Annotated in this window: 29 protein-coding genes; 8 read left to right on the top strand and 21 right to left on the bottom strand. The window is 69.0% G+C overall.

Annotated features, from left to right (window positions below):
- Nucleotides 1-49: 49 nt before the first annotated feature.
- The 5 genes from ACMGFE_RS17775 to ACMGFE_RS17755 form a co-directional block, all read right to left on the bottom strand.
- On the bottom strand, nucleotides 50-451 hold the full coding sequence (locus ACMGFE_RS17775) for a DUF7344 domain-containing protein (RefSeq protein WP_436926573.1): 402 nt from the start codon (nucleotides 449-451) through the stop codon (nucleotides 50-52).
- A 150-nt stretch (nucleotides 452-601) separates the two neighbouring features.
- Complete coding sequence (locus tag ACMGFE_RS17770; protein ID WP_436926572.1) at nucleotides 602-3,307, bottom strand: PAS domain-containing protein; 2,706 nt, start codon at nucleotides 3,305-3,307, stop codon at nucleotides 602-604.
- A 188-nt stretch (nucleotides 3,308-3,495) separates the two neighbouring features.
- On the bottom strand, nucleotides 3,496-3,753 hold the full coding sequence (locus ACMGFE_RS17765) for a KEOPS complex subunit Pcc1 (RefSeq protein ID WP_436926571.1): 258 nt from the start codon (nucleotides 3,751-3,753) through the stop codon (nucleotides 3,496-3,498).
- A 13-nt stretch (nucleotides 3,754-3,766) separates the two neighbouring features.
- Nucleotides 3,767-3,901, bottom strand: coding sequence for a DNA-directed RNA polymerase subunit P (locus ACMGFE_RS17760; protein ID WP_415380661.1), 135 nt, complete (start codon nucleotides 3,899-3,901; stop codon nucleotides 3,767-3,769).
- Entirely contained in the window at nucleotides 3,898-4,179 is a 282-nt protein-coding gene (locus ACMGFE_RS17755; protein ID WP_436926570.1) for a 50S ribosomal protein L37ae, read from the bottom strand. Before ACMGFE_RS17755 ends, ACMGFE_RS17760 begins: the two co-directional genes overlap by 4 nt.
- A gap of 144 nt (nucleotides 4,180-4,323) precedes the next feature.
- On the opposite strand from ACMGFE_RS17755, the gene ACMGFE_RS17750 reads away from it, so the two are divergent.
- Entirely contained in the window at nucleotides 4,324-4,863 is a 540-nt protein-coding gene (locus ACMGFE_RS17750) for an NUDIX domain-containing protein (RefSeq protein ID WP_436926569.1), read from the top strand.
- 38 nt (nucleotides 4,864-4,901) lie between these two features.
- Here the strand turns inward: ACMGFE_RS17750 and ACMGFE_RS17745 are convergent, their stop codons facing one another.
- The 3 genes from ACMGFE_RS17745 to truD all read right to left on the bottom strand — a co-directional run bounded on the left by ACMGFE_RS17745 (nucleotide 4,902) and on the right by truD (nucleotide 8,322).
- Complete coding sequence (locus ACMGFE_RS17745; protein ID WP_436926568.1) at nucleotides 4,902-5,627, bottom strand: DUF2103 domain-containing protein; 726 nt, start codon at nucleotides 5,625-5,627, stop codon at nucleotides 4,902-4,904.
- A gap of 147 nt (nucleotides 5,628-5,774) precedes the next feature.
- Nucleotides 5,775-6,797, bottom strand: a complete 1,023-nt coding sequence (locus ACMGFE_RS17740) for a hypothetical protein (protein ID WP_436926567.1) — start codon at nucleotides 6,795-6,797, stop codon at nucleotides 5,775-5,777.
- Nucleotides 6,798-6,897: 100 nt separating this feature from the next.
- Complete coding sequence (gene truD, locus ACMGFE_RS17735) at nucleotides 6,898-8,322, bottom strand: tRNA pseudouridine(13) synthase TruD (protein ID WP_436926566.1); 1,425 nt, start codon at nucleotides 8,320-8,322, stop codon at nucleotides 6,898-6,900.
- 169 nt (nucleotides 8,323-8,491) lie between these two features.
- On the opposite strand from truD, the gene ACMGFE_RS17730 reads away from it, so the two are divergent.
- From ACMGFE_RS17730 to ACMGFE_RS17715, 4 genes are all read left to right on the top strand, one after another.
- Nucleotides 8,492-9,292, top strand: coding sequence for an MBL fold metallo-hydrolase (locus ACMGFE_RS17730; protein ID WP_436926565.1), 801 nt, complete (start codon nucleotides 8,492-8,494; stop codon nucleotides 9,290-9,292).
- Between the two features lie 66 nt (nucleotides 9,293-9,358).
- A complete protein-coding gene (locus ACMGFE_RS17725; protein ID WP_436926564.1) occupies nucleotides 9,359-10,072 on the top strand; it encodes a YkgJ family cysteine cluster protein in 714 nt (237 codons plus the stop codon).
- A gap of 427 nt (nucleotides 10,073-10,499) precedes the next feature.
- Nucleotides 10,500-10,895: a TRAM domain-containing protein gene (locus ACMGFE_RS17720; protein WP_436926563.1), complete on the top strand. Its 396-nt coding sequence runs from the start codon at nucleotides 10,500-10,502 to the stop codon at nucleotides 10,893-10,895.
- 243 nt (nucleotides 10,896-11,138) lie between these two features.
- Nucleotides 11,139-11,390 carry a DUF7123 family protein gene (locus tag ACMGFE_RS17715; protein ID WP_436926562.1) on the top strand — a complete coding sequence of 84 codons (252 nt, stop codon included), beginning with the start codon at nucleotides 11,139-11,141 and terminating at the stop codon, nucleotides 11,388-11,390.
- Between the two features lie 111 nt (nucleotides 11,391-11,501).
- On the opposite strand, the gene ACMGFE_RS17710 is transcribed toward ACMGFE_RS17715, so the two are convergent.
- The 4 genes from ACMGFE_RS17710 to ACMGFE_RS17695 form a co-directional block, all read right to left on the bottom strand.
- Nucleotides 11,502-12,104, bottom strand: coding sequence for a winged helix-turn-helix transcriptional regulator (locus ACMGFE_RS17710; RefSeq protein WP_436926561.1), 603 nt, complete (start codon nucleotides 12,102-12,104; stop codon nucleotides 11,502-11,504).
- A gap of 105 nt (nucleotides 12,105-12,209) precedes the next feature.
- On the bottom strand, nucleotides 12,210-13,415 hold the full coding sequence (locus tag ACMGFE_RS17705; protein WP_436926560.1) for an SPFH domain-containing protein: 1,206 nt from the start codon (nucleotides 13,413-13,415) through the stop codon (nucleotides 12,210-12,212).
- Nucleotides 13,416-13,535: 120 nt separating this feature from the next.
- Nucleotides 13,536-14,156 carry an NfeD C-terminal domain-containing protein gene (locus ACMGFE_RS17700; protein WP_436926559.1) on the bottom strand — a complete coding sequence of 207 codons (621 nt, stop codon included), beginning with the start codon at nucleotides 14,154-14,156 and terminating at the stop codon, nucleotides 13,536-13,538.
- 102 nt (nucleotides 14,157-14,258) lie between these two features.
- Nucleotides 14,259-14,699 (bottom strand): DUF7312 domain-containing protein, encoded by a 441-nt coding sequence (locus tag ACMGFE_RS17695; protein ID WP_436926558.1) that lies wholly within the window; start codon nucleotides 14,697-14,699, stop codon nucleotides 14,259-14,261.
- Nucleotides 14,700-14,808: 109 nt separating this feature from the next.
- Here ACMGFE_RS17695 and ACMGFE_RS17690 point away from each other — a divergent pair, with 109 nt between their 5' ends.
- Nucleotides 14,809-14,997 carry an HVO_2922 family protein gene (locus ACMGFE_RS17690; RefSeq protein WP_436926557.1) on the top strand — a complete coding sequence of 63 codons (189 nt, stop codon included), beginning with the start codon at nucleotides 14,809-14,811 and terminating at the stop codon, nucleotides 14,995-14,997.
- A gap of 228 nt (nucleotides 14,998-15,225) precedes the next feature.
- Entirely contained in the window at nucleotides 15,226-16,578 is a 1,353-nt protein-coding gene (locus ACMGFE_RS17685; protein WP_436926556.1) for a calcium:cation antiporter family protein, read from the top strand.
- Between the two features lie 45 nt (nucleotides 16,579-16,623).
- Here ACMGFE_RS17685 and metG read toward each other — a convergent pair whose 3' ends face one another.
- The 8 genes from metG to ACMGFE_RS17645 form a co-directional block, all read right to left on the bottom strand.
- Nucleotides 16,624-18,723, bottom strand: coding sequence for a methionine--tRNA ligase (gene metG / locus ACMGFE_RS17680; protein ID WP_436926555.1), 2,100 nt, complete (start codon nucleotides 18,721-18,723; stop codon nucleotides 16,624-16,626).
- Between the two features lie 324 nt (nucleotides 18,724-19,047).
- Complete coding sequence (locus ACMGFE_RS17675; protein ID WP_436926554.1) at nucleotides 19,048-19,725, bottom strand: LiaF transmembrane domain-containing protein; 678 nt, start codon at nucleotides 19,723-19,725, stop codon at nucleotides 19,048-19,050.
- Between the two features lie 110 nt (nucleotides 19,726-19,835).
- Complete coding sequence (locus tag ACMGFE_RS17670; RefSeq protein ID WP_436926553.1) at nucleotides 19,836-20,138, bottom strand: DUF8036 family membrane protein; 303 nt, start codon at nucleotides 20,136-20,138, stop codon at nucleotides 19,836-19,838.
- A gap of 133 nt (nucleotides 20,139-20,271) precedes the next feature.
- A complete protein-coding gene (locus ACMGFE_RS17665) occupies nucleotides 20,272-20,559 on the bottom strand; it encodes a winged helix-turn-helix domain-containing protein (protein ID WP_436926552.1) in 288 nt (95 codons plus the stop codon).
- A gap of 113 nt (nucleotides 20,560-20,672) precedes the next feature.
- Nucleotides 20,673-21,218, bottom strand: coding sequence for a YqaA family protein (locus tag ACMGFE_RS17660; RefSeq protein ID WP_436926696.1), 546 nt, complete (start codon nucleotides 21,216-21,218; stop codon nucleotides 20,673-20,675).
- 121 nt (nucleotides 21,219-21,339) lie between these two features.
- Nucleotides 21,340-22,389: a tyrosine decarboxylase MfnA gene (gene mfnA, locus ACMGFE_RS17655; protein ID WP_436926551.1), complete on the bottom strand. Its 1,050-nt coding sequence runs from the start codon at nucleotides 22,387-22,389 to the stop codon at nucleotides 21,340-21,342.
- A 62-nt stretch (nucleotides 22,390-22,451) separates the two neighbouring features.
- On the bottom strand, nucleotides 22,452-23,183 hold the full coding sequence (locus ACMGFE_RS17650) for a DICT sensory domain-containing protein (protein ID WP_436926550.1): 732 nt from the start codon (nucleotides 23,181-23,183) through the stop codon (nucleotides 22,452-22,454).
- Nucleotides 23,173-23,655 (bottom strand): DUF7344 domain-containing protein, encoded by a 483-nt coding sequence (locus ACMGFE_RS17645; protein WP_436926549.1) that lies wholly within the window; start codon nucleotides 23,653-23,655, stop codon nucleotides 23,173-23,175. The genes ACMGFE_RS17650 and ACMGFE_RS17645 overlap by 11 nt, the downstream gene beginning before the upstream one ends.
- A gap of 134 nt (nucleotides 23,656-23,789) precedes the next feature.
- On the opposite strand from ACMGFE_RS17645, the gene ACMGFE_RS17640 reads away from it, so the two are divergent.
- On the top strand, nucleotides 23,790-24,533 hold the full coding sequence (locus ACMGFE_RS17640) for an SDR family oxidoreductase (RefSeq protein ID WP_436926548.1): 744 nt from the start codon (nucleotides 23,790-23,792) through the stop codon (nucleotides 24,531-24,533).
- A 20-nt stretch (nucleotides 24,534-24,553) separates the two neighbouring features.
- Here ACMGFE_RS17640 and ACMGFE_RS17635 read toward each other — a convergent pair whose 3' ends face one another.
- Nucleotides 24,554-25,516 carry a plastocyanin/azurin family copper-binding protein gene (locus tag ACMGFE_RS17635; RefSeq protein ID WP_436926547.1) on the bottom strand — a complete coding sequence of 321 codons (963 nt, stop codon included), beginning with the start codon at nucleotides 25,514-25,516 and terminating at the stop codon, nucleotides 24,554-24,556.
- Between the last annotated feature and the right edge of the window lie 61 nt (nucleotides 25,517-25,577).

Genomic DNA, 25,577 nt, shown 5'->3' with positions numbered 1-25,577 from the left:
CGGCGCGGGTCCCGACGGACGGCATCGGGCGACCGCTCGTTCCCCCCCGCTAGATGCTGCGACCGTCGACTTCCGTCACGTGTTCGAGCCACTTCTCGACGGTGGGCTGGCCCCAGTAGCGGACCGTCCCCGAACGGTCGTCGTAGTCGACGACGCCCGCGGCGTCGAGTCGCGGCAGGTGCGTCTCGGTCAGTTCGGTCGCGAACTCCTCGTGCGTCCGTCCGTCGGACTCCCCCAGCCCTGACGGTTCGCACGCCGCGAGCAGCATCGCCAGTTCGTCCACCGTCGCAGTGCTCACGTCCGTCTCGCGGAAGAACTGGCAGACTTCCCGTCGCCGCCAGTCCGCGAGCGCGTCGAACACTGTATCGATGTACGGCCGATCCCCCTCCGACTCGTCGTAGGCCTGTGTACCACCACGGTCACCGTCCTTCGACCCTGTCCGTTCACTCATACCCGTCTACCCTACCGTTGCCTGCTCTCCACCAAGAATATCGGCCCTAGAAGCCTAGGGGTCATGTTATCGAGGTCACTTGTTCGGAAGAGATCATATTTCGGTCGGTGGGGTCGTCTCCCCGGAGGCGGGGGCGCACAGCGTCCCGGCTCAGGACTCGAACATCGCTTCGAGGATGCGCCGGTGGCCCTTGCGGAGGTGCTGGAGGAGCGTGGTCGCGGCGATGTCGAGCGAGTCGGCGAGGTCCTCGGAGTCGGCATCGCGGGGCCACTCGTAGTAGCCGTTGTAGTAGGCGGTCTTGAGGACGGCTCGCTGGCGGTCGGTCAGGCGAGCACCGATGTCGCCGTGGCTGTGCCACCAGGGGGCCTCCGTCCGGCGTTTCTCGCGTTTGGCGACCAGGTCCACGACCGGGAACCGCTCGGCCATCGCGTCGGTGATCTTCCGCACGTCGGCGTCGGCCGGCGCCTCGACTTGCATGTGGCCGACGCCGTCCTCGACGATTCCCCGCTCGCCACGGGCGCCGGCGTCGGCGAGGTACTGGAAGACGGAGTCGGTCAGCGTCATCTCGAAGTGGGGGCCGTCGTCGCCGTCGAGGCGCCGGATCGCTTCGAGGTTCGGCAACGAGCGCGCGACCGACTCGCCGACCGCGGGGTCGGCGCCCTCGACGGTCAGGTAGTTGACGACCCGGTTGTCGCCGGTCCGGACGGCGTGTTCGATCTCGAAGCGGCAGTCGTGTTCGCGGCTTGCCTCGGTGAACGGCGTCTCGCCGCGCACCTCGAACTCCAGTTCGAGGACGCTGTCGGCCTCGACGAGCCGGCGGTACTGGGCGGACGAGAGCGCGAACCCGACGACTTCGCCGAGCGTCTCGAAGCCGTCGAGCTCGCGCTGGCTGAAGGCGTTCGGCCGGTCCGCGTACACCCCGAGCAGTCCGTGGGTCGTCGACCCGTGGGTCAGCGGGACGGCGGCGACCGACTGGAACCCGTTCTCGACCGCGGCCTCGCGCCAGGGTTCGAAGTCCGGGTCGGAACGGACGTCGTGGACGACCTGGATGTCGCCCGTGCGGTAGGCCTTGCTCGCCGGGCCGCCCCCGTGGTCGCTCCCGTCGACGTTCACGGTGACTGATTCGAGGTAGTCGCCGACTGCGCCGGCCGAGTACGCCGGCTGCAGTTCGCGCTCCCCGGGCTGGCGTTGCCCGATCCACGCGAACTCGTAGAACGCCGACTCGGCGAGGCGATCGCAGACGGTCTCCTGGATCGCCTCGCTCGTCGTCGCGCCCGTCAGCGCCCGCATGCTCTCCTGGACGAGTTCCTGTATCTCGGTCAGCGTCTCCAGCTCTTCGCGCTGGCGTTCGAGCTCGCTGATGTCCCGCGCGATGCTGACGGTCCCCTGCACCTCGTAGTCCGGCCCGTGGTACGGCGCGAAGGTCAGCTGGATCACCGTCTCTTCGCCGTCCGACCCCAGCGTCTCCTCGACGACACGTGCCCGCTCGCTCTCCAGCACGGCACGGCGTTGGGCTTCGACGCGCTGGGCGAACTCGTCCGGGAACAGGTCCTCGTGCCGGGACCCGATCACGTCCTCGCGGTCGCAGTCGAGCGTCGCGAGCATCGCCTCGTTGACGACCTGGAAGCGCCCGTCGAGGTCCTGCATCGCGATCGGGTCCGCGCTGCTCTCGATGACCGCTCGGAGCTCCTGTTCGCGCGTCTGTAGCGCCTTCTCGCGTCGCGTCCGGTCGGTGATGTCGATAGCCACCGCGATGGCACCGGACGTCGCGTCCGCCGCGGCATCGTCGGCCGCCTGCGCGGTCGCCTCGGCGGTGGTTCCGCCCTCGGACACCGAGAGCGGTTCGAGACAGACCTTGTACGTCCGGTCGTTGACGGTCTCCGTCGCGAAGGCGGTCTCCCCATCGAGCGCTCGACGGAACCCCGCGACGACGTCCGGACAGACCGATTCGAAGGCGTCGATCGGTTCGTCGAGCACGTCCGAGCGCTCGCAGTCGAACGCGTCGAAGTCCATCCCCTGGCAGTGGTCGATCCGTCCGTCCGCGTCGGTGACCATCATCAGCACCGGCAGGTCGTCGAGGATCGTCGCCAGCCGTTCGCGGTTCGTCGCCAGCGCCTCGCGCCGGCGTTCGCGCTCGGTCACGTCGCGAACGACGTTGACGACGCCGACGACCTCCCCGTCGCGCTCGATCGGTCGCATGCGGTTCTCGACGACGCCCGCACCCTCGGCCAGTTCCACCTCCGAGGTGATGTGGCGGCTCTCGGCTTCGCCCGCGAACAGCGCCCGCAGCCCCCGCATCCCCTCGTGGAAGACCTCGCCGTCGACGATGCCGAGTTCGCGCAGGCAGTCGACGTCCCGACCCTCGACGCGGTCGGTCGGGATGTCCGTGAAGCGGGTGAACCCGTCGCTGGCGGCCCGGATCGTGTGCGACCGGTCGACCACGTAGACGGCGTCGGCGGCGGCGTCGACGCTGGCCTCGTAGAGCGCGCGGTCGTCTTCGAACGGGTCCGTCGGCTCCGAGACCGTCGCGACGACGGCGCTGACGCTCCCTTCGCGCTCGACGGGCCGGACGGCGACGGTCACCTCCCGCCCGGTCCCGTCGAGGGGTCCCCTCCCGATCGTCTCCTCGCCGGTCTCGACCGCGCGGACGAGCGGGTCGCTCGCGCAGTCGACGAGGTCGGCGAACGACGCGTCGGCCGGTGCGTCCACCGGGCCGACGCGGTCGGCGAAGGCGTCGTTCCAGTCCCGGACCCGTCCGGTCGGGTCGCAGACGGCGGCCGGTTCGTCGACGGCGGCGAGCACCGCCGAGACCAGCGGGTCGGCGGCGCCTTCGTGCGACTCGATCCGCTCGCTCACGGTATCCCCACCCGCACGGTTTCACGACCCATAGTTACTGGGAGTACGGTACACTGTGCAGGTCCATAACTTGTTGGCCTGGATCCGTCCCCGAACGGCCGAGATTGGTCCGCTCGACCCCCGTCGACGCCGGTCGCGCGCCGTCGCCGAACCGATCGTCGGGGGGCCGTCGCCGAACCGGTCGTCGGTCAGCCGTCGGTTCGCGGCGTCGCGTCGGCGCAGGACTCGGCGACGGAGACGAGCGACAGCCAGGTGTTACAGCCGGCCCGGAGGGCGACGAGGTCGGCCGCCGCGACGGTCACGGTCAGCGTCGCGCCGTCGCGGTCGAGGCTCGCGGTCGTGCGGTCGCCCTCGATGTCGCCGACCTCGACGCCGACGCTGCGGTCGACGCGGCGTGCGCTCTCGGGGTCGGGATAGTCGAACTCGAAAACGGCTTCGTGGTCCACGGCTGCGATCGCGTCAGTTGACGTCGACTTCTTTGATGTCGCGGCTACGCTCTTTCAGGAGCACGCGGTGGCCGCAGTACGGGCAGCGGACGCCGCCGTACTCGTCGAGTTCGACGTCGCGCTTGCAGCGGGAACACTTGTAGCTCATTCTTCGTCGTCGTCGGCGAGTGCCGCGCGGATCGACCGGGTGACGGTCCGGCCGCCGGGGGTCGTAGGGCTGTACGCGCCACCGGTGAAGGTGTGGCCGCAGTAGCCACACTCCCAGATACCGGTGCCCTGGCGGTCGACGCGGTCCTCGCCGCAGCTCGGACACTTGTGTTCCTCGTTCATTTCGCCCTCGATCTCGGCGACGCGGCGGCGAGCGACGCGGCCGTAGCGCGCGCCGAACCGTCCCGCGCTCCCGGTTCGTCCCTGCTGTTCAGCCATAGTATCGCATTGTCCGGCAGTGGGCCGTATAAACCCTGCGAGTTACGAGCGGTCCGCCGCCGCGAACCGGCCCTGTACCGCGGCCGACGCAGTACCGGGTCGGCGAGCGTAACTCGTTTCTCCGGTCCGGTCCACGCGGCCCGCATGGGCTGGACTATCGAGACCGAGCGCGTCACGCACTGCCCGACGTGCGGCGGACCGCTCGGCGAGCGCGAGACGAGCGACGGGCCGCGGCCCCACTGCGCGGACTGCGACCTGACGGTCTACCGCAATCCCGTCCCGATGGGCCGCGCGACGGTCGTCGACGGCGACAGTCTGCTGCTCGTCCGACTCGGCGTCGGCGAGGACGCGGGCGAGTGGGCGCTGCCCGGCGGCAGACTCGAACACGGCGAGTCGCCGCGGGTCGGTGCCGCGCGCGAACTCGAAGAGGAGACCGGGCTGTCCGCGGCGCCCGAGGACCTGACCCTCGTCGGCGACGGGTTCCTCGACTTCGGCGAGACGACGATGGTCTCGTTCAACTACGCGACGCCGGCCGACGTGGTGACTGGTGTCCTCGACGCCGGATCGGACGCCGCAGGCGCCCGGTTCTTCTCGCGAGCCGAACTCAGCGACCTCGACGCGCCGTTCCGGGCTTCGGGGCGCGAGCAGTTGCTGGCGGCCCTCGACAGCGTCGGGACGGACTGACGCCGAGACGGCCCCGCTCGCGGCGCGCGGGCCGTCGGTCAGTCCTGCAGATCTGCCTCTCTCAGGGCCTCGTTCAGGTCTTCGCGGACGACCTCGCCGAGCTCGCGCTCGCGAGCGGTCGTGACGACGCGGTTCTCCTGGACGGACGAGCCGTCGCGGATGAGCAGGCGGACGTTGCCGTTCTCGCCGGCGCGGGTGGCCTTCGCGCGGACGCCCGACCGCGACCCCGACCCGCCGGCGTCGATGGGGCCGGGGATGATCTTCTTGACGTGGGGGTGGCCCGCGACAGTCTGGATAGCGCGCTGGCCGGCGCGGCCGCCGACGAGGGTCGAGTGCGACCCCCCGATCTTCTCCCGGGGCGCGGTCTCGACCACCTCCAGGGGGGCCTCGCCGCGGCGCGACAGGACGGCCTCGATCGGGTCCTCGGCGTCGCCGATGCGGTAGAACTCGTGGTGCAACTGGCCGCGGACCGCGCGCAACACGTCGCGGTCGCCGGTGGCATACACTTCTTCGGGGCGTTTGCGGCGGACCTCGTCGGCGACGAGGCCGGCGAAGTTTCGCAACTCGATCACGCCGGTCTCGTCGCCGTCCTCGGGCGTGGTCGTCACCTCGCGGACGCCGGCTACCTCCTCGTCGACGAGCGTGGTGACGCGGGCGCGGTCGCGGTCGAGTTCGAGGACGACGGCGTCGGCGTTCTCGGAGCGACAGACCAGGCAGTAATCGCCCGGTCGGTCCAGCGACGAACCGCACCGCCGACACTCCATGTCCGATGGGTTTCCGGTCGAACGGCAAAAGGGGCGCGGAAGCGTCGCCGCGTCGGGCCGTTCGCGTCGGGCACTCGCGGTCCTCGCCCGCGTTCCCGTCGTCGGTCGCGATGGGCGGTCCGAAGCCACCCGAGACTCGGCCGCGGCCTATCGCTCCTCGGCGCTGATCCGGTAGGTGCGGCCGTCGTAGGTGACCGCCGGGTCCTCGTCGGACTGGACCCCGAAGATCGGCGCAACCCCGGTCGTCGTCTCGACGCGGACCTCGCGCACGTCCGGCCCGGCGTGCGCCAGCGCGTCGCGGAGCGGCCACTCCCGGTACACCTGCTCGGTGATCAACTCCATGGCACCGGTCGCGTCGTCGTCGCGCGTGAGGACGTACGTCGCCTCGGTGCGGTCCTCGCCCCCTCGCGGGTTGTCGGCGGTGACGACGACGGTGTCCCCCTCGCGGCTGGTGTCCGTCACCGCCTCGGAGGGGAGGAGGTCGAGGGGTTGCCCCTCCAGTTCGAACCGCGCCGCGCAGACGGTCTTGTGCTCGTAGGAGGGGGTCCGTTCCTGGTCTTTCCACCAGCCCTCGGCGGCGAAGGCGTAGTGGCCGCCACCGACGGGGTCGACCGCGATCCCCTCGGTCCCCTCGCTCCGTCTGCGCGCCGCCGCTCGGTCGTCGGCATCGAGCGCGAGCGTCCAGCGGTGGGATTCGCCGGGCGCCAGTTGCATCAGCGGTTCCGGGACCGCCTGTGGGGCGACGCGGTGGTACCGGCCGTCTTCCCAGCGATAGAGCGCCCAGTCGTAGAAGTTCGTCTGGAACGGTCGGTCGGTACCGTTGCGGAGCGTGAAGGTGATCTCGGCGTTCGGCAGGGCGACCGACGCCGCGGCGTGTTCGAGCACGAGCGCGGAGTCGGGATCAGAGACCTCCCGGAACCAGACGACCGTCTCGACGTCGTCGCGGTCGGGCGGGAACGGGGCGTCGTGGGGCGGCGTCGGGGCGTCGGTCGACCGGTCGGTCCCGCCGTCGGTGGCCGTCTGTGTCGGCGCGCCGTCTCCGTCGCCATCCGTCGCGGTGTCGGACGAGTCGTCGGTCGGGGAGCCGGAACCGGCCGAATCGGCGAGACAGCCCGCGAGACCCGCGGCAGCGAGGCCGCCCGCGCTCGCGAGGAGGGTGCGACGGTGCATGTCTTCTCCGACGCCTCCTCGGGATAAACCCCTTCGGTAGCCTCAAGCGAGTCCTTCAGGGAACGGACCACGGGCCCGGTCGCGAGGACTCGCTCGGGGCCTACAGGTCGTCGGGGTCGCTCTTGAGGTACTCGCGGAGGACGACCGTCGCGTAATTCCCCTTCGGGAGCGCGAACTCGAAGGCGAGCGCGTCGGCGTCGGCGTCGCTGTCGGCCGGTTCGTCGCTCTCGTCGCGGTGTTCGACTGTCAGGTCAGTCCGCAGGAGGATCGCTCGTCGCGTCCCCGTCGACTCGAACGCCTCGGGCAGGTCGAAGTCCCCGGGAGCGAGGTCCAGTTCAGCCAGTACCTCGCGTTCGATCTCGCCCGGTTCGCCGTCGGCCAGTTCGGTCTCGGTGCCGACCAGCGGCGCGGTGACGAACGCCCGGCCGCGCTCGCAGTGGCGACGGACCGTCCGCAGGCGGTCCTCGGTCACCCGCTGGGTTCGGTCGGTGTCCGGCAGGGCGAACTCCTCCGGCGCGTCGGAGTCGGCGAAACAGACCACGTCGCCGGCGACCGGTTCGTGGAAGGGAAGCCCCCGTTCCAGCCGCTCGGAGAGGATCCGGTTGAACGCGTAGGACTGGGCTGCGTTGACGAACAGCCGCTGGAGGTTCGAGGGGACGGCTTCGAGCGCGGCGCGGTAGTCCTCGTCGTCGAGGGCACCGTCGCCCGCCTCCTGTCGTTCGACCAGCCGGTGGCACATCGACCGCTCGAAGCCGAGCCGTCGCGGTAGGCGGTCGAGCGCGCCCGCCCAGTCCTCGGTCTCCTGCACATAGGCGCGGGCCTCCTGGGTCGACTCGGGTTCGCGCTCGGCCGGGTTCCCCACGTAGGCCAGCACCGCCCCCTTCCAGTTTCCGCGGACGATTTCGAGGCCGACCTCGTGGGTGACCGGGCGCTTGCTCCCGAATCGCTGCTGGCCGAAGTAGTTGGGGACGCCGACGGTGACCCCTTCGCGGGGTTCCACCGATCCGCCATCGCTGTCGTCGCCGCTGGCAAACGAACGCAGGTCGGCCGTCGTCGCGTCGACGTGTTCGGGGGCGTCCGGCTCGCGGACGACTATTTCGAAGGCGTTGCCGGCCAGGTCGCCGAAGAGGACGGGGCGGCCGGTCCGGCCGAGGAGGTCGATGTCGGCGTCGCGGATATCGACGCCCCGGAGGTCGTCGGGGTCTGCCTTCGCGACGGAGAACAGCTGCGTGGTGACGGCGTGTTTGTCCTTCGTCCCCGCCCAGGAGACGCGCTCGCGGGAGATGCCCAGGCGGTCGGACAGCTCCGAGGCGAAGTCGTTGGTGTCCCAGCCGCGCAGGGTGACGCGGGCGAGCAGGTGGGGGTAGCCGCCGGGGTCGGCGTCCAGCGGTTCGGGATCGAAGGCTTCGACCTCGCTCACGCGGAAGTCGTCGGGGGTCTCCCGGAGGTGGCCGCCGACGCCGGGCGCGTCGCTGACGTAGTATGCCATCCCGACCGCCCGCTCGACGGGGTGTGCCTCGCGCATTGGATCGTCGTCCGTCGTCGCGACACCTGTATCTGCCTGTCTGTGGCGAGTGAATTGCTCCGTTGGGAATGCGATAGATCGAATCGGGGGAGGTCTCGGTGATATCGCGGGCCAACTCTCGCTCTAAAACTCGAAACCGACAGGTATCGGGCGCTCCAAGACCGACCCGATGGAGGTCACGCGAGTGGGCGTCGAGGTGACGACGCGGGCACCCACCGGGGAGACCTGCGCGTACCTACTGGGCTCGGACCCCGCCCTGCTGGTCGACCCGCCAGCGCAGTCCGACGAACTCGACGCGCTCGCAACTGACCGGGAAGTCGGCCACGTCGCGGTGACCCATCACCACCAGGACCACGTGGGAGCTGTCGCGCGCTACGCCGAGCGCCACGACGCGACCGTGTGGGCGCGAACCGGACGCGTAACTGCGTTCGAAGCGGCCGCCGGGGTCGAACCCGACCGCTCGTTCGCGGAGGGAACGACCGTCGAGACCGGCGACGGTCCGGTCAGAGTCGTCGACACGCCGGGTCACGCGCCCGAACACGTCGCGTTCTCGGCGAGCGAGTCAACCGGTGGGACTGCCCTCGTCTGTGGCGACCTCGCGGTGGCAGCGGGGAGCGTCGTGGTCGGCGCGCCCGAGGGCGACGTGCGCGCCTATCTCACCTCGCTCCGGCGCGTCCACGCGATGGCGCCGGATCGACTCCTCCCGGGCCACGGCCCGGTCGTCGAAGGGCCGGCCGTCTGCGCGACGGCGACGCGGCTGATCGCGCACCGGCTCCACCGCGAGCGGCGCGTCCGCCGGGCCGTCGAAGGCGGTGCAGAGACCGTCGCCGAGGTCTGCGACGCCGCGTACGAGAAAGACCTGTCTGGCGTGCGTGACCTCGCCGAGGCCACGGTGCGAGCGCACCTCGAAAAGCTCGCCGTCGAAGGAGCCGTTCGGTGGGACGGCGAGCGTGCGCGATCCGTGGCGTGACGGCCGACGGACTGCGGCGCCGGCCGCTCGCGACGTGCTTTTCCCCGTCGGTCCGATACCTCACGCATGGAGAGTCTCGAAGCCGAGCGCGAACGGGCCGCGGCCCTCGACGTGGCGGAACTGGCCGACGCCATCGAGGCAATCGGCTTCGAGTGCACGCGCTGTGGCGCCTGCTGCAAAGCGGTCGAGGGCTGCGAGAGCGAGGACGGAGCGGCGGCCAGCGGAGGCGAGGGCGGAGACGAGGCCGAGGGCCACGACCACACGGCGACCGTCTTCCCCGACGAGGTCCGCCAGTTGCAGGAGACGGGCGAGTACGACTGGCGCGACGTGGCGCGGCCGATGCCCTACGGACTGGTCGAGGGCGAGGACGGCCCGCAGGGCGAGACCTTCGAGTGGGCGCTCCAGACCGACGACTGCGGGGACTGCCGGTTCTACGCCGAGGAGGAGGGCACCGGCGCCTGTACCGTTCACGAGGACCGCCCCCTGGTATGCGAGACGTACCCGTTCAGCGTCGCCCTGGGCGGCACGAGTCAGCCGATGGGCGAGGCCGTCGACGAGGAAGGGATGGTCCGCGCACACGAGTGCGAGGGGTTGGGTCGGGACATCTCTCGCGCGGAGGCCGAAGAGTTGGCCGAGGCGCTCAAAGAGCGGGCGATCCGGGAACTCGACGAGGCCATCGCCGTCCGAGACGGGTACAAACCTGTCGAGCGAGGCCCGGGTGAGGTCGTCGTCTACGATTCGGAGGGCCCCAAGCGGCCCGACGGGACGAAGATCGAGTAGATGCGGTCAGCGGTGGCGGAGGCGGTGCGGTATCGGGGAGTGCTGTTGCGGTAGCGGAGGCGGGGCGGTGGTGGTATCGGTGAGTGCCGTTGCGGTAGTGGAGGCGGTGCGGTGGCGGTAGCGGAGCAGAACGTACGACGCCGAAGGCGTCGTTTCACCGTCAGAGCGAAGCTCTGACGAGCCCGCAGTCGTTCGCGGTGCTCACTCCTGCGGACACCGCATCGAGGCCGAAGGCCGAGATGCGGCCTTTTTCACCCATGTTTTTGCCGGTCGCGGGCCGACGGCCCGCGACCGAATGACGTGGCGGCTACGCCGCCACGCTGTTCCCGCAGCGCGCCGCAGGCGCGCGAGGAAACCCGGCCGGGAAAAAGATGGTTGCTGAGATTTATAAAAGAGGCCTACTATGTCCCGAGCGGAGGTCTACATCGTGGAAATCTCAGATAAACTGCTGTGTCTGTTCAGCGCGGACGTGTCGGACGACGGAGACCGATACGTCGTCGAGGTGCCGCGGCGGGAGATCGAGACGGGCTCTATCGAACCGGGGGAGACCTATCGCGTCGCGCTCATCTCGTCTGACGTCGAGCGAACGAACGAGACGGACGAGGACAACGTCCCGTCCGAGCCACAGCCGCCGGTCGAGGCCGGTGAGATCCGCTACGTGGAGATCGAAGACATCGGCAAACAGGGCGACGGCATCGCGCGCGTGGAGCGCGGGTACGTCATCATCGTCCCGGGGGCCGACGTGGGCGAGCGGGTCAAGGTGGAAGTGACCGAGGTCAAGTCCAACTTCGCGGTGGGCGAGATAATCGAAGAGGACCTCTAAGGCTCCCTGGCCCTTCTCGCGTGGCGGCCGACCGTCCAGTCACGACTCTCTGCAGCGGATCTGAGCGACCGGGCGCGATCCCGGCGGCTGGTACGGCCGGTTAACCAACGGCACCAACGGCGACCCGCGAACCGGGTGTAGGGGCTCGTTATCGAGCCGGGGAGATCGAAAAACCGCAAGACGTGAGCGGGTTTTACCGATCGTACCAAACCCGCTTTAGGGGGACAGTACCTCGGTAGTAGTATGAGCGCGACCACTGCGAGCGCGACGGGCGATCAACTCACCCTCACGGAGAAACAGCAGCGGATCCTCCAGTACCTCCGCGAGAACGCGGACACCCAGACCTACTTCAAGTCGAGACTCATCGGGGACGAACTCGACCTCTCGGCCAAGGAAGTCGGATCGAACATGACGGCCATCCAGAACAGCGACGCGACCCTCGACGTGGAGAAGTGGGGCTACTCCTCCTCGACCACCTGGAAAGTCACCGCCTAGTCGGCGGGCACGCGGTTTCGCGCTTTTTCTCGCACTCGCCAGTGACCGCTGTCTGAGGGCTGTTGCTGGTGGGATGCGCTCACAGATGTCAATCGGGAGTGGCGTCCCCCGTCAGGGGTCGTAAGAGACGATGTCGTCGGCGTCGGCTGCCAGTTCTGCGGCCTTCGGGCCGAAGGAATCGGCGTGCTGGACGAGCAAGAGGAGGAGGGTCTCGGGGCGTTCGAGGTCGTAGCCGTCCTCCCGGGAGAGCAGGCCGGCGTCTTCCAGCTGGCTCGCGTACTTGCTGACGGTCGGTGCGGAGACGCCGAGTTCGTCGGCGAGGGCGGTGCCCGAGGCGTCGGGGTCGCGCAGGAGCGCGACGACCATGCCCCGGGGGGTGTCCCGCCGGAGGTAGCCCAGCGCCACCTGCTCGAACTCGGAGAACCGATCCGCGGGGAAGTAGCGACGGTACTCGCCGTCTTCGCGGCTCTCGACGGCGCCCTCGCGCTCCAGGCGGCGGAGGTGGTGCTGGGTCTCACCAGTGCCGAGTTGCAGGTCGTCGCGGATCTTCGAGAAGTGCGCGCCGGGGGTGGCGGCGACGTACCCGAGGAGGGCGTCGGGTGCGTCGCTCTCGCTCTCCTTGGCGAGGCCGACGAGCGGGCTGGTGGCGCCGAGCGCCGCGAAGCGCCTGAGCGTCGCCCGCTTACTCTCGTCGACGTCCCCCTCTCGACTCATTATGAGCCTTTTGGCGGTGGGGTGGTAAAACGCCTTCGCTACCTCACACGAACGCCCGAAAGAATCCGAACCGGTCCCGTGCGCCCTGGAGCGGGCGGCGACGGGCTATTCCGTCTCGGTCTCCGGTTCGCGTTCGCCGTCGGTGCCGTCGCCGCCGGGACCGCCCACCGGACTGCCCGAGGGGTCCATCTCGGAGTCCATCTCCTCGATGACCTCGTCGGGGTCGCGGATGTTCGTCGCGTCCTTGCCTTCCTTGATCGCCTGGGCCTCCTGTTCCATCTCCTCGACGTCGACCTCCGCCTCCTGGTCGATCTGGCCGAGGATCTCCTCGATGTCGTCGAGGCCCAGCAGTTCGCGCGTCTCGGCGTCGAAGTCCAGACTGTTGAGTTCGCCCTCGCCGTTGGCTTTCGCCATGTCGGTCACGTCGCTGCCGGTGAGGTGCTTGCCGTAGCGACCAAGCAGCGATGACATCTCCTGGGGCAGGATGAACGTCGAGGAGTCGCCCTGACCGATGTTCTCCAGGGTCTCCATGCCCTTGTCGATGATGGCGCGCTCGCCCATCGACTCGGCGGACTTCGCCCGGAGGACCGTCGAGATGGCGTCACCCTGCGCTTCGAGGATCTGCGACTGCTTTTTCCCCTGCGCGCGGACGATGTCGGACTGCTTCTCACCCTGGGCCTGCTCGATAGCGGAGCGCCGTTCTCCCTGCGCTTCGAGGATCATCGCGCGGCGTTTGCGCTCCGCGGAGGTCTGCTGCTCCATGGCCTGCTGGACGTCCTTCGAGGGGTTGACCTCGCGGACCTCGACGCTCTCGACGCGGATACCCCACTCGTCGGTGGGCTCGTCGAGTTCCTTGCGGATCTTCGCGTTGATCTCCTGGCGTTTGTTCAGCGTGTCGTCGAGTTCCATGTCGCCCAGGACGGCGCGGAGGGTGGTCTGGGCGAGGTTCGAGACCGCCTTCTTGTAGTTGTCGACCTCGAGGAACGCCTTCTTGGCGTCCATCACCTTGATGTAGACGACCGCGTCGGCGGTCACCGGCGAGTTGTCGCGGGTGATCGCTTCCTGGCGCGGCACGTCGAGCGTCTGGGTCCGCATGTCGAACGCGTAGGTCTTCGACACGAACGGCGGCACGAAGTTGATGCCCGGTTCGAGGAGCTTGCGGTACTCCCCGAAGACCGTCAGCGCGCGCTTCTCGTAGGCGTTGACGATCTCCACCATCTGGTACACCATCACGACCGCCAGCAGCAGCAGTATCACTGCCACGATCGGAAGTGCCCCACCGAGTCCTTGCAGCACTGTTGCGGGGATCATGCGTTCGAAATTGGCCCCACCCGAAGAAAAGTGTTGGGTGAGCGACCACAGATGGAGCGTCGCTGCGGCCCGTCAGCGCGGGGCCGTTTCGAGCTTCGGGTGCGAACGCCGCTCGCGCGCTCAGGCGGGGTCGGTCTCGAACTCGCGGTCGGGGTCCTCGTCGCGCTCGGCGCCGGCGTCGTCGGCCTCGGCGTTGCGGTCGCGCCCGCGAGCCAGCGCCCGGTCGATCTCGTCGAGGCCGCCGGAGACGGGTTCGACGGTGACGACGTTGCCGCCGCCTGGGTCGACCACCATCACCTCGGTCCCTTCCTCGATCTCGCCGTCGACGCTCTTGGCGCGGTAGTAGGGGTTGAACCCGCCCTCGTCCAGTTTCACCTCGCCGCCGGTCGTGGTGATGCGTTCGGTGACCCGCCCCATCGCGCCGCGTAGCGAATCGGAGTCGCTGGTCTGCTCTTCGCCTTTGCCGCCGTAGAAGTCGAACTGCCGGTAGGCGTAGAAGGTGGCGCCGCCGGCCGCGAGGACGAGGCCGGCGAGGATGAGCGGCGCGAGGACGCCCAGCCCCGGCGGGAGAAACAGGCCGACCAGGCCGGCGACCAGCAGGGCTACTCCGAGGACGATGAAGTGCGCTCCGGGGGCGAACGCCTCCGCGATGGTCAGCGCCGCACCCGCGAGCAGGAGGAACAGCGGGAGGTTCTGTCCGATCCACGTAAAGACAGAGCTCTGCCCGATCCACTCGATCATACCGGAGATTCGGTCGCCTGCCCGAAAACACTTCTGCTCGTCGCGATCGCCGCGAATTCCGTTCCGCTCGCTCCGCTCGCCGTAGTATCCCGTGGCAGGCACTCAGAACCGCACGTAGATCGCGTAGACGATACCGGTCACGGCGGCGACCGCCAGGGCGATGGTGCCGACGGTCTGCGGCGTCAGCGGCGTGACGATGCTCGCGAACACGAGCAGGATGAGCAAGGCGCCGGCCGCGACGAAGACGGCGCTCTCCAGTTTCGGCGTGTCGGACTCGACCGGGATGTCTGGCGTCACCGTCCCGGCGACGTTTCCGCTGGCCTCGCCGTTGCCGTTCGACTCCTCCCGGGACTCGCCGTCGCCGAACGTCACAGCGGGAGCGTCGTCGTTCTCCGCGCCGACCGTCACGTCCCAGTTCTCGCCTTCGCCCTCCTCGACGAGCGTGTCGCTCTCGTCCACGTCGCCGGTGTCGTCGCCGACCTCGTCGACCGAGAAGCGCCACTCCTCCTCGTCGTCGCCGTCCGCACCGGCGTCGTCTGCCATGCCCGGTCGTAACGGGCCGGTACCAAAAGGGCTTGCCGTCCGCACTCCCGGCGGCGAGCGCGCTCAGAGTGAGGGCACTTAACCCGGGACCGAGTGTATGCCCCGTCGAATGAGCAAAGCCACGTTCGAAGTCTTCCGGGACAGCGCGGACGAGTGGCGATGGCGACTCGTCGCTGCGAACGGGAACATCATCGCGGACAGCGGCGAAGGATACCAGTCGAAACAGGGCGTCGAACGGGGTATCCGGAGCGTGAAGCGGTCCGCGCCCGGCGCTGACGTGGAGTTCTCGGACGAGTGAGCCGCGCCGACCCCTCCGAACGAAGGGCCGATCGTCGCGATCTCCGGACTGAGACAGATCGCTCCTGAATGTGCCGAAAATACCTCAGATAGTGGCTGAAACGCCCGTTTTCCCGAAGTACCGGTAGATCGGGAAATCACCGGATAGAGCGCTCGAAACCGCTATCTGTGGCCGCACAGCGGACATCTTGTGGATTATGAGGGTGGCCGTGTTGTCTCACCACGATTCATGGCTTCTCGACTGCGACATCCCCTGTTCGCCGTCGCGGCCACGCTGGCCGTGACGCTTCCCTGGGTCGGGACGTTCGTCTCGTACGGCGGGTACGGGACCGTCCACCCGGGCGACAACATCGCGCCCGCCCTGGCCGTTCTGGTCGGCGGCCTCGGCATCCTCGGCGCCTCGTTCCTGCTCGCGTGGGCTGCCGAGACCGCGGAGAAGGACGTGCCGCGGGCGTTCGCCATCGCGGTACTGGCGGTGCTCGCCGTGGCCCCCGAGTACGCCGTCGACGCGCTGTACGCCTGGCAGGCGGGCGCCGGCTCGGACCAGGCCGCGAACCTCGCCGTCGCCAACATGACCGGCGCGAACCGGATCCTCATCGGCCTCGGCTGGTCGGGCATCGCCCTGTTCAGCATCTACCGCGCGATGCGCGCGTCCGACCCGGCGGTCGAGGACCGCTCCGGGACCCTCGCGAACGTCGTCACGCTCGACCGGGACATCTCGCTGGAGATCACCTTCCTCCTCGCGGCGACCGCCTTCGCCTTCTTCGTCCCGTTCAACGGCGGTATCGGGCCGTTCGACACGCTCGTACTGGTCGGGATGTACCTGCTCTACCTCCTCGTCATCGTCCGCGGCGACGTCGACGAGGCCGAGGAGCACGTCGGCGTCCCGGCGTACTTCCAGCAGTTGTCGAGGGCCCGGCGAGCCGCGGCGGTCCTCGTCGGGTTCGCCTTCTCCGGGGCGATCATCTTCACCGCGGTCCACCCCTTCGCCGAGGGGCTCGAACAGCTGGGCATCCAGTACGGCGTCCCCGAGTTCTTCATGATCCAGTGGCTGGCGCCGCTGGCCTCCGAGAGCCCGGAGCTGATCGTCGTCGCCTACCTCGTGAACAAGGCACGGACGACCGCCGGGTTCAACGCGCTCATCTCCTCGAAGCTCAACCAGTGGACGCTGCTCATCGGGACGCTCGCGGTCGTCTACTCGGTCTCCGCCGGGGCGGTCGGGACGCTCCCGTTCGACTCGAAGCAGGCGGCGGAGATCTGGATCACCGCCGCTCAGAGCCTCTTCGCGATCGCGGTCCTCTCGAACTTCGAGATCAGCGCCCGCGAGGCGCTCTCGATCCTCGGACTGTTCGCGACGCAGGTGCTCGTCGAGTTCTACGTCATCCAGCGCTACGCCGAGACGACGGCGACCGAGCTCAGCATGCTCGTCCTCTACGCCTACACCGTCGTGTACCTCGTCCTCGGGGTGGCGCTGTTCGTCCACCGGCGCGACAGCGTCGCCGGCCTCCTCGGCCGGACCGTCTCGACCACGCGAGCGGCGATGAACGGCGACGATACCGTCCGACCCGGACACTCGGACTGAGTGACCGAGCGGGCGAGAAATCTCGCAACGTCGGGGAGCGTCGAGTTACCGGATCTTCGTGCCGGGTTCGGCGTCGCCGTGGGTGGTCAGCAGGTCGGCCTCCTCGCCGGCGGCCAGCACCATGCCGTTGGACTCGACGCCGAACAGCTCGGCTTTCTCCATGTTCGCCAGCAGGACGACCTTCGTCCCCGGCAGCTCGTCCAGGTCGTGCAGTTGCTTGATGCCGGCGACGACCTGCCGGGTCTCGAGGCCGATGTCGACCTCCAGCCGGGCGAGCTTGTCGGAGTCCTCGATTGGCTCGGCGGACTCGATGCGGCCGACGCGGATGTCCAGTTCCTCGAAGTCGTCGAAGCCGATGCGGTTCTCCGCGAGGTCTTCTACGTCCATACTCCCCTCGTCGTCCGCCGCGGCCTCGTCGGTTTCGGTTCCGTCGTCCGCACCGCTCTCGGCGTCGGCGACGTCCTGGACGCGGTCTTCGAGTTTCTGGTTCAACTCCTCGACGCGCTCGTCCTCGATCTTCTCGAACAACTCGGAGGGCTCGCCGAACTCGCCCGGCGGTGCTTCGAGCGCGTCGTCGAGGGTCGCGTCGACGACCGACCCGTCCTCGCCGAGTTGCTCCCAGAGGCGCTCGGCGGTGTCTGGCGTGGCCGGGTAGACGAGGACGGCGACGGCTTTGGCGACCTGGACGCAGTCGCGGATGACCGGCGCGGCCTCGTCCTCGTCGAGGTTCCACGGTTCGTGGCGCTGGATGTACTCGTTGCCGAAGGCGGCGAGGCGGACCGCGGCCTGCGTGGCCTTCCGCACCGAGTAGTCGTTGATCGCGGCCTCGAACTCCGCGACCGCGTCCTCGATGCGCTCGCGGACCTCGCCCGACACGTCGGCCTCGGGCGTGCCGCCGAAGTTCCGCTCGGCAAAGAGGAGCGAGCGGTAGGCGAAGTTGCCGACGTTGCCGACGAGTTCGCCGTTGACCCGCTCGGCGAAGCGGTCCCACGAGAAGTCGATCTCGTCCTGGAAGCCGCCGACGGTGGTGAGGTAGTACCGTAGCGTGTCGGGGTGGAACCCCTCGTCGAGGAACTCCCGCGCCCAGATGGCGCGGTTGCGACTCGTCGAGAAGGCGTCGCCGTCGAGGTTCATGAACCCGCTGGCGACCACGGCGCGCGGTTCGTTGTAGTCGGCGACGTGGAGCATGGCCGGCCAGAAGATGGTGTGGTGCTGGATGATGTCCTGGCCGATGATGTGAATTATCTCGCCCGAGTCGGGGCCGGCCGCCTCGACGTCGTCGGCCTTCCAGGCGGCCTCCCAGTCGTACTCGTCGGCGCCGACGCGGTCGGTGTACTGCTTGGTCGATGCGATGTACTCGATGGGCGCGTCGACCCAGACGTACAGGACGAGATCCTCCTCGCCCGGGTAGTCGAAGCCCCAGTCGAGGTCGCGGGTGATACACCAGTCCTGGAGCCCGTCCTCGATCCACTGGCGGGGCTGGTTGCGGGCGTTCGAGGTGCCTTCGAGGCGGTCGAGGAACGCCGAGAGGTAGTCGGCGAGTTCGGAGACGCGGAAGAACTTGTGCGTGCGCTCGCGGTACTCGGCCGGGTTGCCCGAGATGGTCGAGACGGGGTCTTCGATCTCGCCGGGTTCGAGGTGGCGGCCGCAGCCCTCGTCGCACTCGTCACCGCGGGCGTGCGCGCCGCAGTAGGGGCAGGTCCCCTCGACGTAGCGGTCCGGGAGGGGCTGTTCGTCCTCGGGATCCCAGGCGACCTTGATCGCCTGTTCCTCGACGTACCCTTCGTCTTCGAGGGCTTCGACGATCTCGTAGGTGAGTTCGCGGTTGGTCTCGTCGTGGGTGTGGCCGTAGTTGTCGAAGTCGACGTCGAACTTCGGGAACGTCTCCTCGTACTGCTCGTGCCACTCCAGGGCGAACGCCTCGGGGTCGACCCCCTCCTCGATGGCCTGGACGGCGATGGGGGTGCCGTGCATGTCCGACCCGGAGACGAACGCCGTCTCCTGGCCGAGCGTTCGCAGGGCCCGCGAGAGCACGTCGCCGCCGACGTACGTCCGCAGGTGGCCGATGTGCAGGTCGCCGTTGGCGTAGGGCAACCCGCAGGTCACGACCGCGGGGTTCTCGGTGGGAAAGTCGTCGTGGCTCATACTATGCGATACCTCCAGTCGGCTCTTTAACGCGGTGATTGCGTGTCATCGTTGATTGGGTGGACTCGTCCGTCGGCGGTACGGTCGTCGACCGGGGTTCCCCGCCGCACACCGGCCAGGCCGGCCGACCTGGCTGTGGGGTATGAGCCCGTGCGGTGTGTTGGGTCCACCCGGCGCTAGAAGAGCGGCGTGCGCATACGCATCCGACGGGTGGACTGGATGCCCATCTCACTCCCGACTGAGAGGGCTTCGGGCAAAAAGCTTGTCGTGAGCGGTCGACGCGCCGTGCCGGGTGACCGGGGGGCGAACGGCCCGCCGGCGAGATCAGTCGTTGACGGAGATGCCGCCGAACAGGGCGAAACCGGTGACGACGAGGTCGACCTCGTCGTGTTCCGTGTCACGGCGGGGACGTTCGTCTTCGGCCGCGCCGAACAGGGGCAACACGTCGACGCGGACGTTCCAGTCCCGGGGCACGATGACCTCGACGCCGCCGAACAGGGCGTTGGCGTTGACCGTCCCCGGCGGGTGCTCGACGACCGCGTCGCGCAGGTCGAGTTCGACGGCGCCGAACGCCGCGGTCAGGTCCGCGCCGTGGAAGGTTTGGGACGTCGACCGTTCCGCACGCCCGCCGAACACGGCGACCGAGGTCAGGAAGTCCGACTCGCGCGCGACGGCGCGGGCGCGGTACTGGCCGAGGACCAGCGAGAGGCCGAAGAGGACGATCAACAACGGCCACAGCGAGAAGACGGTCTCGGCCGCGAGGTAGTCGAGCGCGACGAGTTGCCAGCCCCCGGCGACCAGCACGACCATGAGGGGACCGACGACGTTGCGGAACCCGCTGGCGACGATGGCGAACAGTCCGATCAGGACGAACAGCGTCGGGACGTAGACGAGCAGGCGCTCCGTGTCGTAGACGCCGGTCGTTCGAGCGAGTAGTACGAAGCCGAGGAGCATGACGACCCCGCCGACGAGTAGCTGTGAGGTGACGCGACGGTATTCCATACTACAGATTCGTTCAGTGACACGATAAAGATAGCCGAGAGAGGGACTATCACGGACGCTGTCGAAATGTATGCGGAACGGACGGCACACGGACTTCGCAACTTCGGGCGTCACTCCAGGGTGATCTTGACGAGAAACGCGATGGCGACGAGTTCGAGGACGTTCATGGCCATCGTGCCGCGCTGGGCGATGGGCGCGGAGTAGTAGACCCAGTTGTGGAAGGTCGGGTGGAGGGTGTAGAGATACAGCGCGAGCAGGTTCTGGGCGAGGAGGACGCAGGCGAACACGAGGAGGCCGAGGGTGTGCCTGGCGCCGTGCGAGCGGTAGTTGCGCGCCCACACGGTCGCCAGTCCCGCCAGTAAGACGACGTTGAGGACGACCGCGCCGCGGGCGGCCTCGAACCAGAGACTCATCCTCGACTCCCCCCTTTGCGACGGGCCGTCAAATAGGCTGTCCAAATTGTCTCCACACTCGGGCGGTCAGTGGGCAGTCGGCTCTCGACTGTCGGTCGGTCGGGTAGCGGTCTGTCGGTGGTCGGTCGGTGGGTCATGAGTCGTCCTCCAGAACGGTCGCCAGGACCTCCTCGACGGTGTCCCAGTTGGCCCGACACTGGTCGGTCGGCAGATAGACGGCGCCGTACTCGTCGCCGCTGGCGTCGACGACGTTGTTGTCTTCGAGCACGTCGAGGTGGTGGCGGACGGTCGTGTAGTCCAGATCGAGGTCCTCGGCCAGCTGGTTGGCGTTGCGCGGTCGCTCGTCGATCGCCCGGAGAATCCGCGCCCGGTTCTCGCCGCCCCGGGTGCTGGCGAACACGTACCAGAGCACCCCTTCCATTACCCCGAAGGTGACGCGGACCCCTTGTAAGCGCACCGACGCGGGAACCCACGGTCGAGACCGGCGAACGCGGTGATCCCGTCGTCCCGACTGCCGCGACGCCGCGACCGGACTCACAGGTTCGCGACGGCGCCCCGGAAGAAGAGGATCCAGACGAGAAACCGGCCGATGCTGCCGACGAAGGTGGCGGCGGCGAACTTGAGGTAGTCGTCTTCGAGGACGGAGAAGGCGTACACCGACAGGGTGTCGGGGAAGGCGGGCACCGACAGCGCGAGGGCGAGTCCGGCGTAGCCGTACTTCTTGGAGAGCTGGACGACCTTGGACTGTGACCACTCGATCACGTCGAACCGGGAGCGCCGCAGCGCTCTAATCACGGGGCCGGACTCCTTGGCTTCCTGACCGATGTGGAAGGCGAAGACGCTCCCGCCGGCTTTGCCGACGCTGGCGACGAAGACGACGATCGAGAGGTTCGCCCACAGCGGCAGCCCGAGTCGGAGGTGGTTCGCGAGCGGGAGGACGATCTCCGAGGGGAGCGGGAGGATGAAGGTGATGAGAAAGGAGTAGACGGCGATGACGAGGAGGCCGGCCGGGCCGGTCGCGGTGCAGACAGCGCCGACGAGCGCCCCTCCGGACGGGTCGCTACAGGCGCCGCCGAGCAAGAGTGCGGGGACCTCGATCGGGAACACGACCGGCGGTTACACGGCGGTTGTCGTAAGCTTTCATATTTGTCCTACGGGGGCGACAGTATTCCCGGGTCGTTGGAGAACGCAGTCGGGTCGGTCAGTACCAGTCGAGGTCCGCGACGAACGACCGGAGCATCGACCGAGTGACGTGGGGCATGCAGACGACGCGCATCTCGCCGGCGCCGGTCTTGGCGACGCGCCAGCCGCGCGAGCGCAGCTCTTCGGTCATCGGCACGGACAGGTCGGCGGCGACCAGCGGCAGGTCGGGTTCGACGACGGCGTGGCCCCGCGCGGCCAGGCGGTCGGCCAGCCACTCGGCGTTGTCCATCGAGGCGCGGTACTGCTCGCGGTACCCCTCCGGCCAGAGCGCCTCCATCGCCGCGACGGCGCTGGCGACGCCCGCGCCGCTCCGGGTGCCGGTCAGCGTCACCTGCGAGGTCGATTCGAGGTACGGCGTCCGGATGGCGAGCTCGTCGAGCAGTTCGCGCGAGCGGACCATCAGCCCGCCCGCGGGGATGGCGGCCTGACCCATCTTGTGCGGGTCGATCGTCATGGTGTCGACGGCGGCGTGGCCGAAGTGCCACTCGTGGTCGGTGAACGGCAGGACGAACCCGCCCCAGGCGGCGTCGACGTGACAGAGCGCGTCGACCTCGTGGGCCAGATCCGCGAGTTCGGGCACGGGGTCGACGTATCCGTACTCCGTCGAGCCGGCGACTGCCACCACGCAGACGGTGTCCTCGTCGACGAGCCGCGCCATCGCCTCGGGGTCCGCCCGGTGGTCGGTCGTGGGGGCGGTCCGGTACTCGACGCCGAGCAGGTCCGCCGCCTTCGTGAACGAGAAGTGGGCGCTCGTCGGCGCGACGACGTTGGGGTCGTCGGTGTCGGCGCGGTTGCGGGCGATCCGGATCGCCTGGATGTTGGCCTCCGTGCCGCCGCTGGCGACGTACCCCTCGGGGTCGGGGTGGCCGGTAACCTCCCCGAGGAGTTCGACCGCGCGTTCTTCGAGGGCCGCGACGCTCTCGTAGGTGCCGGGGTCGCCGGGATTGGTCGCCAGGAATCGCTCGGCCGCCTCCCGAGCCGCGGGGTGTGGTTCGGTGCACATCGACGACAGGACGCGCTCGAAATCCTGCGGCTCGGCCAGCTGCATACCCGATCGCAGGGATGGGAGGTGTTTAGCAGTTGCGCTCCTCGACACGCCGGGTCGGGCCGCTACGCCGCGACGGCGTCGAGATACGCGGTCAGGTCGTCGACGACCTCCGGGTCGTACGTGAGGACGCCCGTGTACTCGTCCGGGGCCGTCTCCTCCGCGATCATCGCGCACTTCGCGTCGTCGTCGCCCGCGCCGTCGAACGCGACCACCCAGAAGGCGACGAGGTCGTCCGCGTCGTCGAGTCGCACGGTCACGTGCTCGACGTCCGGGGGTTCCCAGTCCGGCGCCCCGTACACGAACGCGCGCAGGTCGGTCCGGCCGACCAGGCGCTCGTAGACGGGGACCTGCGCCCGGAACGCCGATAGCGACTGGAACGAGGCGTAGAGGCGGCCGTGCCCCCGCCGCAGCGCGCGGTCCTCGATTTCGCGGGCCGTCGCGAGCAGGTGGCGCCTGTCGTCCATCACGAAGGTCGTGCCCGCGAGCAACTGGACGAGGTCGCGATACGCCGACTCGCGCGTCGCCGCGTCCCACGGCAGCTCGGTGTCCGGGTCGCGCAGTTCGCCGAACGCGGCCGCGGAGATCGACCCCAGCGTCCGACCCTCGACGCTGACGGTGAGGTACCCTTCGGACTCGGGTATCGGGAGGAATTCGTGATCCAGCCCGACGTCGAACTGCGCGAGGACCGGTTTCAGGTCGGCGTAGGGGTCGGGGCCGAACGTCGTGACGGTCTTGCCCGGCCCGCGGGCGCGGTCGCGTACGTCTCGCAGCGGACCGCTCTGGTCAGCCGTCATCGTCGTCTCCGGGGCGGCTATCGCCCGATCCATCGCGACCCGCGTCGTCTTCCGGGCCGCACGCCGCCTCGCCGGGCGCACGCGGTCGCGTCTGCTCCTCGGCGGCGGCGAGCACCCCCCGGACGTCGAGGCGAGTCCCCGTGGTGTCCGACTCGAGCGCGGCGTCGAGTATCTCGCCCGCGGCCGCCGAGTACTCGCAGCGGGAAACCGTCCCCGCGTCGGGGTCGTACTCGACCAGCGCCGCCGAATCGAGCGTCGGCAGGTGAACGTGGTGGAGCTGGGCCCGGACCTCCGCGTGGTCGACCGATTCGTCCGGTCCCGGGCCCGCCTGGACCCAGCCGGTGACGAGGTCGACCAGCACGTCCAGGGTCGCAGTCTCGTGTTCCCGGAGGTAGTAGAGAACGATCCGCCGATAGCGATGCGAGAGCGCGCCGAACAGCCGCGACGTTTCGCGCGTGCTATCAGCTGCCATGGTTACTGGTCGTTTCGCTGCATTGATGAGTCTGTCGGCGCCGATCTCGGGGTCGTCGAAACCCGGCCGTTCGGCCTGCTGTCCGGGGCGGCCGACAACCGATACTTATAGTCTCGACCGTCCTATCCGCTCGCATGTCCACCGAGCAGTCCCTGGACGGAGAGTCCGCGATCGTCACCGGCGCGAGTTCCGGTATCGGCGAGGCCACGGCCCACGCCCTCGCCGAGGACGGCGCGAACGTCGCGCTCGCGGCCCGTCGCGAGGAGCGACTGGAATCGATCGCGGCCGACCTCGAAGACGCCTACGGCGTCGAGACGCTGGTCGTCCCCACGAACGTACGCAGCGAGGACGCCGTCGACGCGCTGGTCGAGAAGACGGTGACGGAGTTCGGCGGCCTCGACCTGCTGGTCAACAACGTCGGCGTCGTCGCCGGCGAGGGCGTCGACGACCTCGCGACCGAGGACTACCGGACGATGATGGAGGTCAACGTCGACGGCTACTTCTTCGCGACGCGCGCGGCGCTGCCCTACCTCCGCGAGTCGTCGGGGACGCTCGTCTTCATCGGGAGTTTCGCCGGGCAGTACCCGCGCCCCTTCAACCCCGTCTACGCGGCGTCGAAGTGGTGGGTCCGCGGCTTCGCCAAGAGCGTCTCCGCCGACGTGGGCGAGGACGACGTGGCCGTCACCACCATCAACCCCGCCGAGGTCCGCAGCGAGTTCGCCAGCGAGACCGGCGAGTCCTTCGAGGAGCGTTTCGAGCGCGGCGAGGCGTCGGAACCGACCGAGATCGCCGACGCCGTCCGCTTCGCCGCGAAGCAGGACCCCTCGATGGTGTCCGAGATGGACCTGTACCGCCGCGACAAGCTGACGTTCTTCTGAAAAAATCCGGGCGACCCCAGCTATTCGCCCGGTTCGGTCCCCGTTTCCGTCCCGCCCGCCGCCGTTTCCGTCGCTTCGGTCGCCGTCTCCTCAGCCGGCGTCTCCGTTTCGCCGCCAGAGGTTGCGGTCCCGCTCCCGTCGCCCTGAACCGCTTCGAGCGCGCCCCACGAGACGGTTCCCTGCTCGACGATATTCGACGGTGCCAGCGCCGGGTCGGTCAGCGTGACGCGGGCGAGCCCGACCGGGCCGACGCGAGGTTCCGGCAGCGCGTCGGGGTCCTCGGTCTCGAAGGCGGCGTCGGTCTCGTCGCCGACAACGACGCGCATCGCCATCCCGAAGTGCTCGTGGGGTGAGCACAGGAAGTCGTAGACGCCCGGTTCGTCCAGCGCGAGCAGCCAGAAGTCCGGTACCGGCCCCTCGCTCTCGCCGTCCGTTCCGGTCGCGGTCCCGGTGGCCGTGGGCGTCTCGGTCTCCATCGGCGTCGTGGCCTCGCCGCCGGGGGTCGCTGTCGCCGTTCCCTCGGGTTCCTCCTCGGCCGCCGGCGTCGGCGGGTCGACCATGTCGCCGGGGATCGAGTCCGGTCGCCATCCCATGAGCGGCGAGGAGACCGCGTCGACGCCGAGCGGCACCCGCCGTCGCATCCCGAAGGCCGGGTGGTACGAGACGACGTTGTGGTCCGGCGTCACGAACTCGAACCGGAGCACGTCGCCGGGCTGGACGTGCAGCCCCGTCGGCTGGAAGAAGAAGTCGGCCGGTCGTTCGGGATTCGTCGGCGGAGCGCTGATCAGCGTCTGTACCCGATGGACCGACCCGGCTTCCTGGAGCCCGTCGTTTCGATCGACCGCCGCCGCGTCGACGTCCCCGACGGCTTTCCCGTCTCGGCCGCTGACGACGGCGGTCCCGCCCAGGGCCGCGAACACCGTCCCCGCACCGACCGCTTTCATCACGTCCCGCCGCGACGTATCGAGGTCTTGCGGTGACATTGCGACAGTACGTGAGAACGTCGCGATCCTTCGTTATCAGCGAGGTATCTGGCCGGCAGCG

Source organism: Halosimplex amylolyticum, assembly GCF_051414035.1.
Taxonomy (GTDB): domain Archaea; phylum Halobacteriota; class Halobacteria; order Halobacteriales; family Haloarculaceae; genus Halosimplex; species Halosimplex amylolyticum.
Note: the sequence above shows the minus strand (reverse complement) of the source record. Positions and strands in the feature narration are given on the sequence as shown.

Bases quoted from the DNA above. Each gene is read 5' to 3' on its own strand.
- ACMGFE_RS17690 (WP_436926557.1), top strand. From the start codon at position 14,809: ATGAGCAAAGCCACGTTCGAAGTCTTCCGGGACAGCGCGGACGAGTGG.
- ACMGFE_RS17710 (WP_436926561.1), bottom strand. From the start codon at position 12,104: ATGAGTCGAGAGGGGGACGTCGACGAGAGTAAGCGGGCGACGCTCAGG.
- ACMGFE_RS17750 (WP_436926569.1), top strand. From the start codon at position 4,324: ATGGGCTGGACTATCGAGACCGAGCGCGTCACGCACTGCCCGACGTGC.
- ACMGFE_RS17740 (WP_436926567.1), bottom strand. From the start codon at position 6,797: ATGCACCGTCGCACCCTCCTCGCGAGCGCGGGCGGCCTCGCTGCCGCG.
- ACMGFE_RS17665 (WP_436926552.1), bottom strand. From the start codon at position 20,559: ATGGAAGGGGTGCTCTGGTACGTGTTCGCCAGCACCCGGGGCGGCGAG.
- mfnA (WP_436926551.1), bottom strand. From the start codon at position 22,389: ATGCAGCTGGCCGAGCCGCAGGATTTCGAGCGCGTCCTGTCGTCGATG.
- metG (WP_436926555.1), bottom strand. From the start codon at position 18,723: ATGAGCCACGACGACTTTCCCACCGAGAACCCCGCGGTCGTGACCTGC.
- ACMGFE_RS17650 (WP_436926550.1), bottom strand. From the start codon at position 23,183: ATGACGGCTGACCAGAGCGGTCCGCTGCGAGACGTACGCGACCGCGCC.
- ACMGFE_RS17745 (WP_436926568.1), bottom strand. From the start codon at position 5,627: ATGGAGTGTCGGCGGTGCGGTTCGTCGCTGGACCGACCGGGCGATTAC.
- ACMGFE_RS17730 (WP_436926565.1), top strand. From the start codon at position 8,492: ATGGAGGTCACGCGAGTGGGCGTCGAGGTGACGACGCGGGCACCCACC.
- ACMGFE_RS17775 (WP_436926573.1), bottom strand. From the start codon at position 451: ATGAGTGAACGGACAGGGTCGAAGGACGGTGACCGTGGTGGTACACAG.
- ACMGFE_RS17670 (WP_436926553.1), bottom strand. From the start codon at position 20,138: ATGAGTCTCTGGTTCGAGGCCGCCCGCGGCGCGGTCGTCCTCAACGTC.
- ACMGFE_RS17760 (WP_415380661.1), bottom strand. From the start codon at position 3,901: ATGAGCTACAAGTGTTCCCGCTGCAAGCGCGACGTCGAACTCGACGAG.
- ACMGFE_RS17685 (WP_436926556.1), top strand. From the start codon at position 15,226: ATGGCTTCTCGACTGCGACATCCCCTGTTCGCCGTCGCGGCCACGCTG.
- ACMGFE_RS17725 (WP_436926564.1), top strand. From the start codon at position 9,359: ATGGAGAGTCTCGAAGCCGAGCGCGAACGGGCCGCGGCCCTCGACGTG.
- ACMGFE_RS17705 (WP_436926560.1), bottom strand. From the start codon at position 13,415: ATGATCCCCGCAACAGTGCTGCAAGGACTCGGTGGGGCACTTCCGATC.
- ACMGFE_RS17645 (WP_436926549.1), bottom strand. From the start codon at position 23,655: ATGGCAGCTGATAGCACGCGCGAAACGTCGCGGCTGTTCGGCGCGCTC.
- ACMGFE_RS17640 (WP_436926548.1), top strand. From the start codon at position 23,790: ATGTCCACCGAGCAGTCCCTGGACGGAGAGTCCGCGATCGTCACCGGC.
- ACMGFE_RS17700 (WP_436926559.1), bottom strand. From the start codon at position 14,156: ATGATCGAGTGGATCGGGCAGAGCTCTGTCTTTACGTGGATCGGACAG.
- ACMGFE_RS17675 (WP_436926554.1), bottom strand. From the start codon at position 19,725: ATGGAATACCGTCGCGTCACCTCACAGCTACTCGTCGGCGGGGTCGTC.
- ACMGFE_RS17695 (WP_436926558.1), bottom strand. From the start codon at position 14,699: ATGGCAGACGACGCCGGTGCGGACGGCGACGACGAGGAGGAGTGGCGC.
- ACMGFE_RS17635 (WP_436926547.1), bottom strand. From the start codon at position 25,516: ATGTCACCGCAAGACCTCGATACGTCGCGGCGGGACGTGATGAAAGCG.
- ACMGFE_RS17715 (WP_436926562.1), top strand. From the start codon at position 11,139: ATGAGCGCGACCACTGCGAGCGCGACGGGCGATCAACTCACCCTCACG.
- ACMGFE_RS17755 (WP_436926570.1), bottom strand. From the start codon at position 4,179: ATGGCTGAACAGCAGGGACGAACCGGGAGCGCGGGACGGTTCGGCGCG.
- truD (WP_436926566.1), bottom strand. From the start codon at position 8,322: ATGCGCGAGGCACACCCCGTCGAGCGGGCGGTCGGGATGGCATACTAC.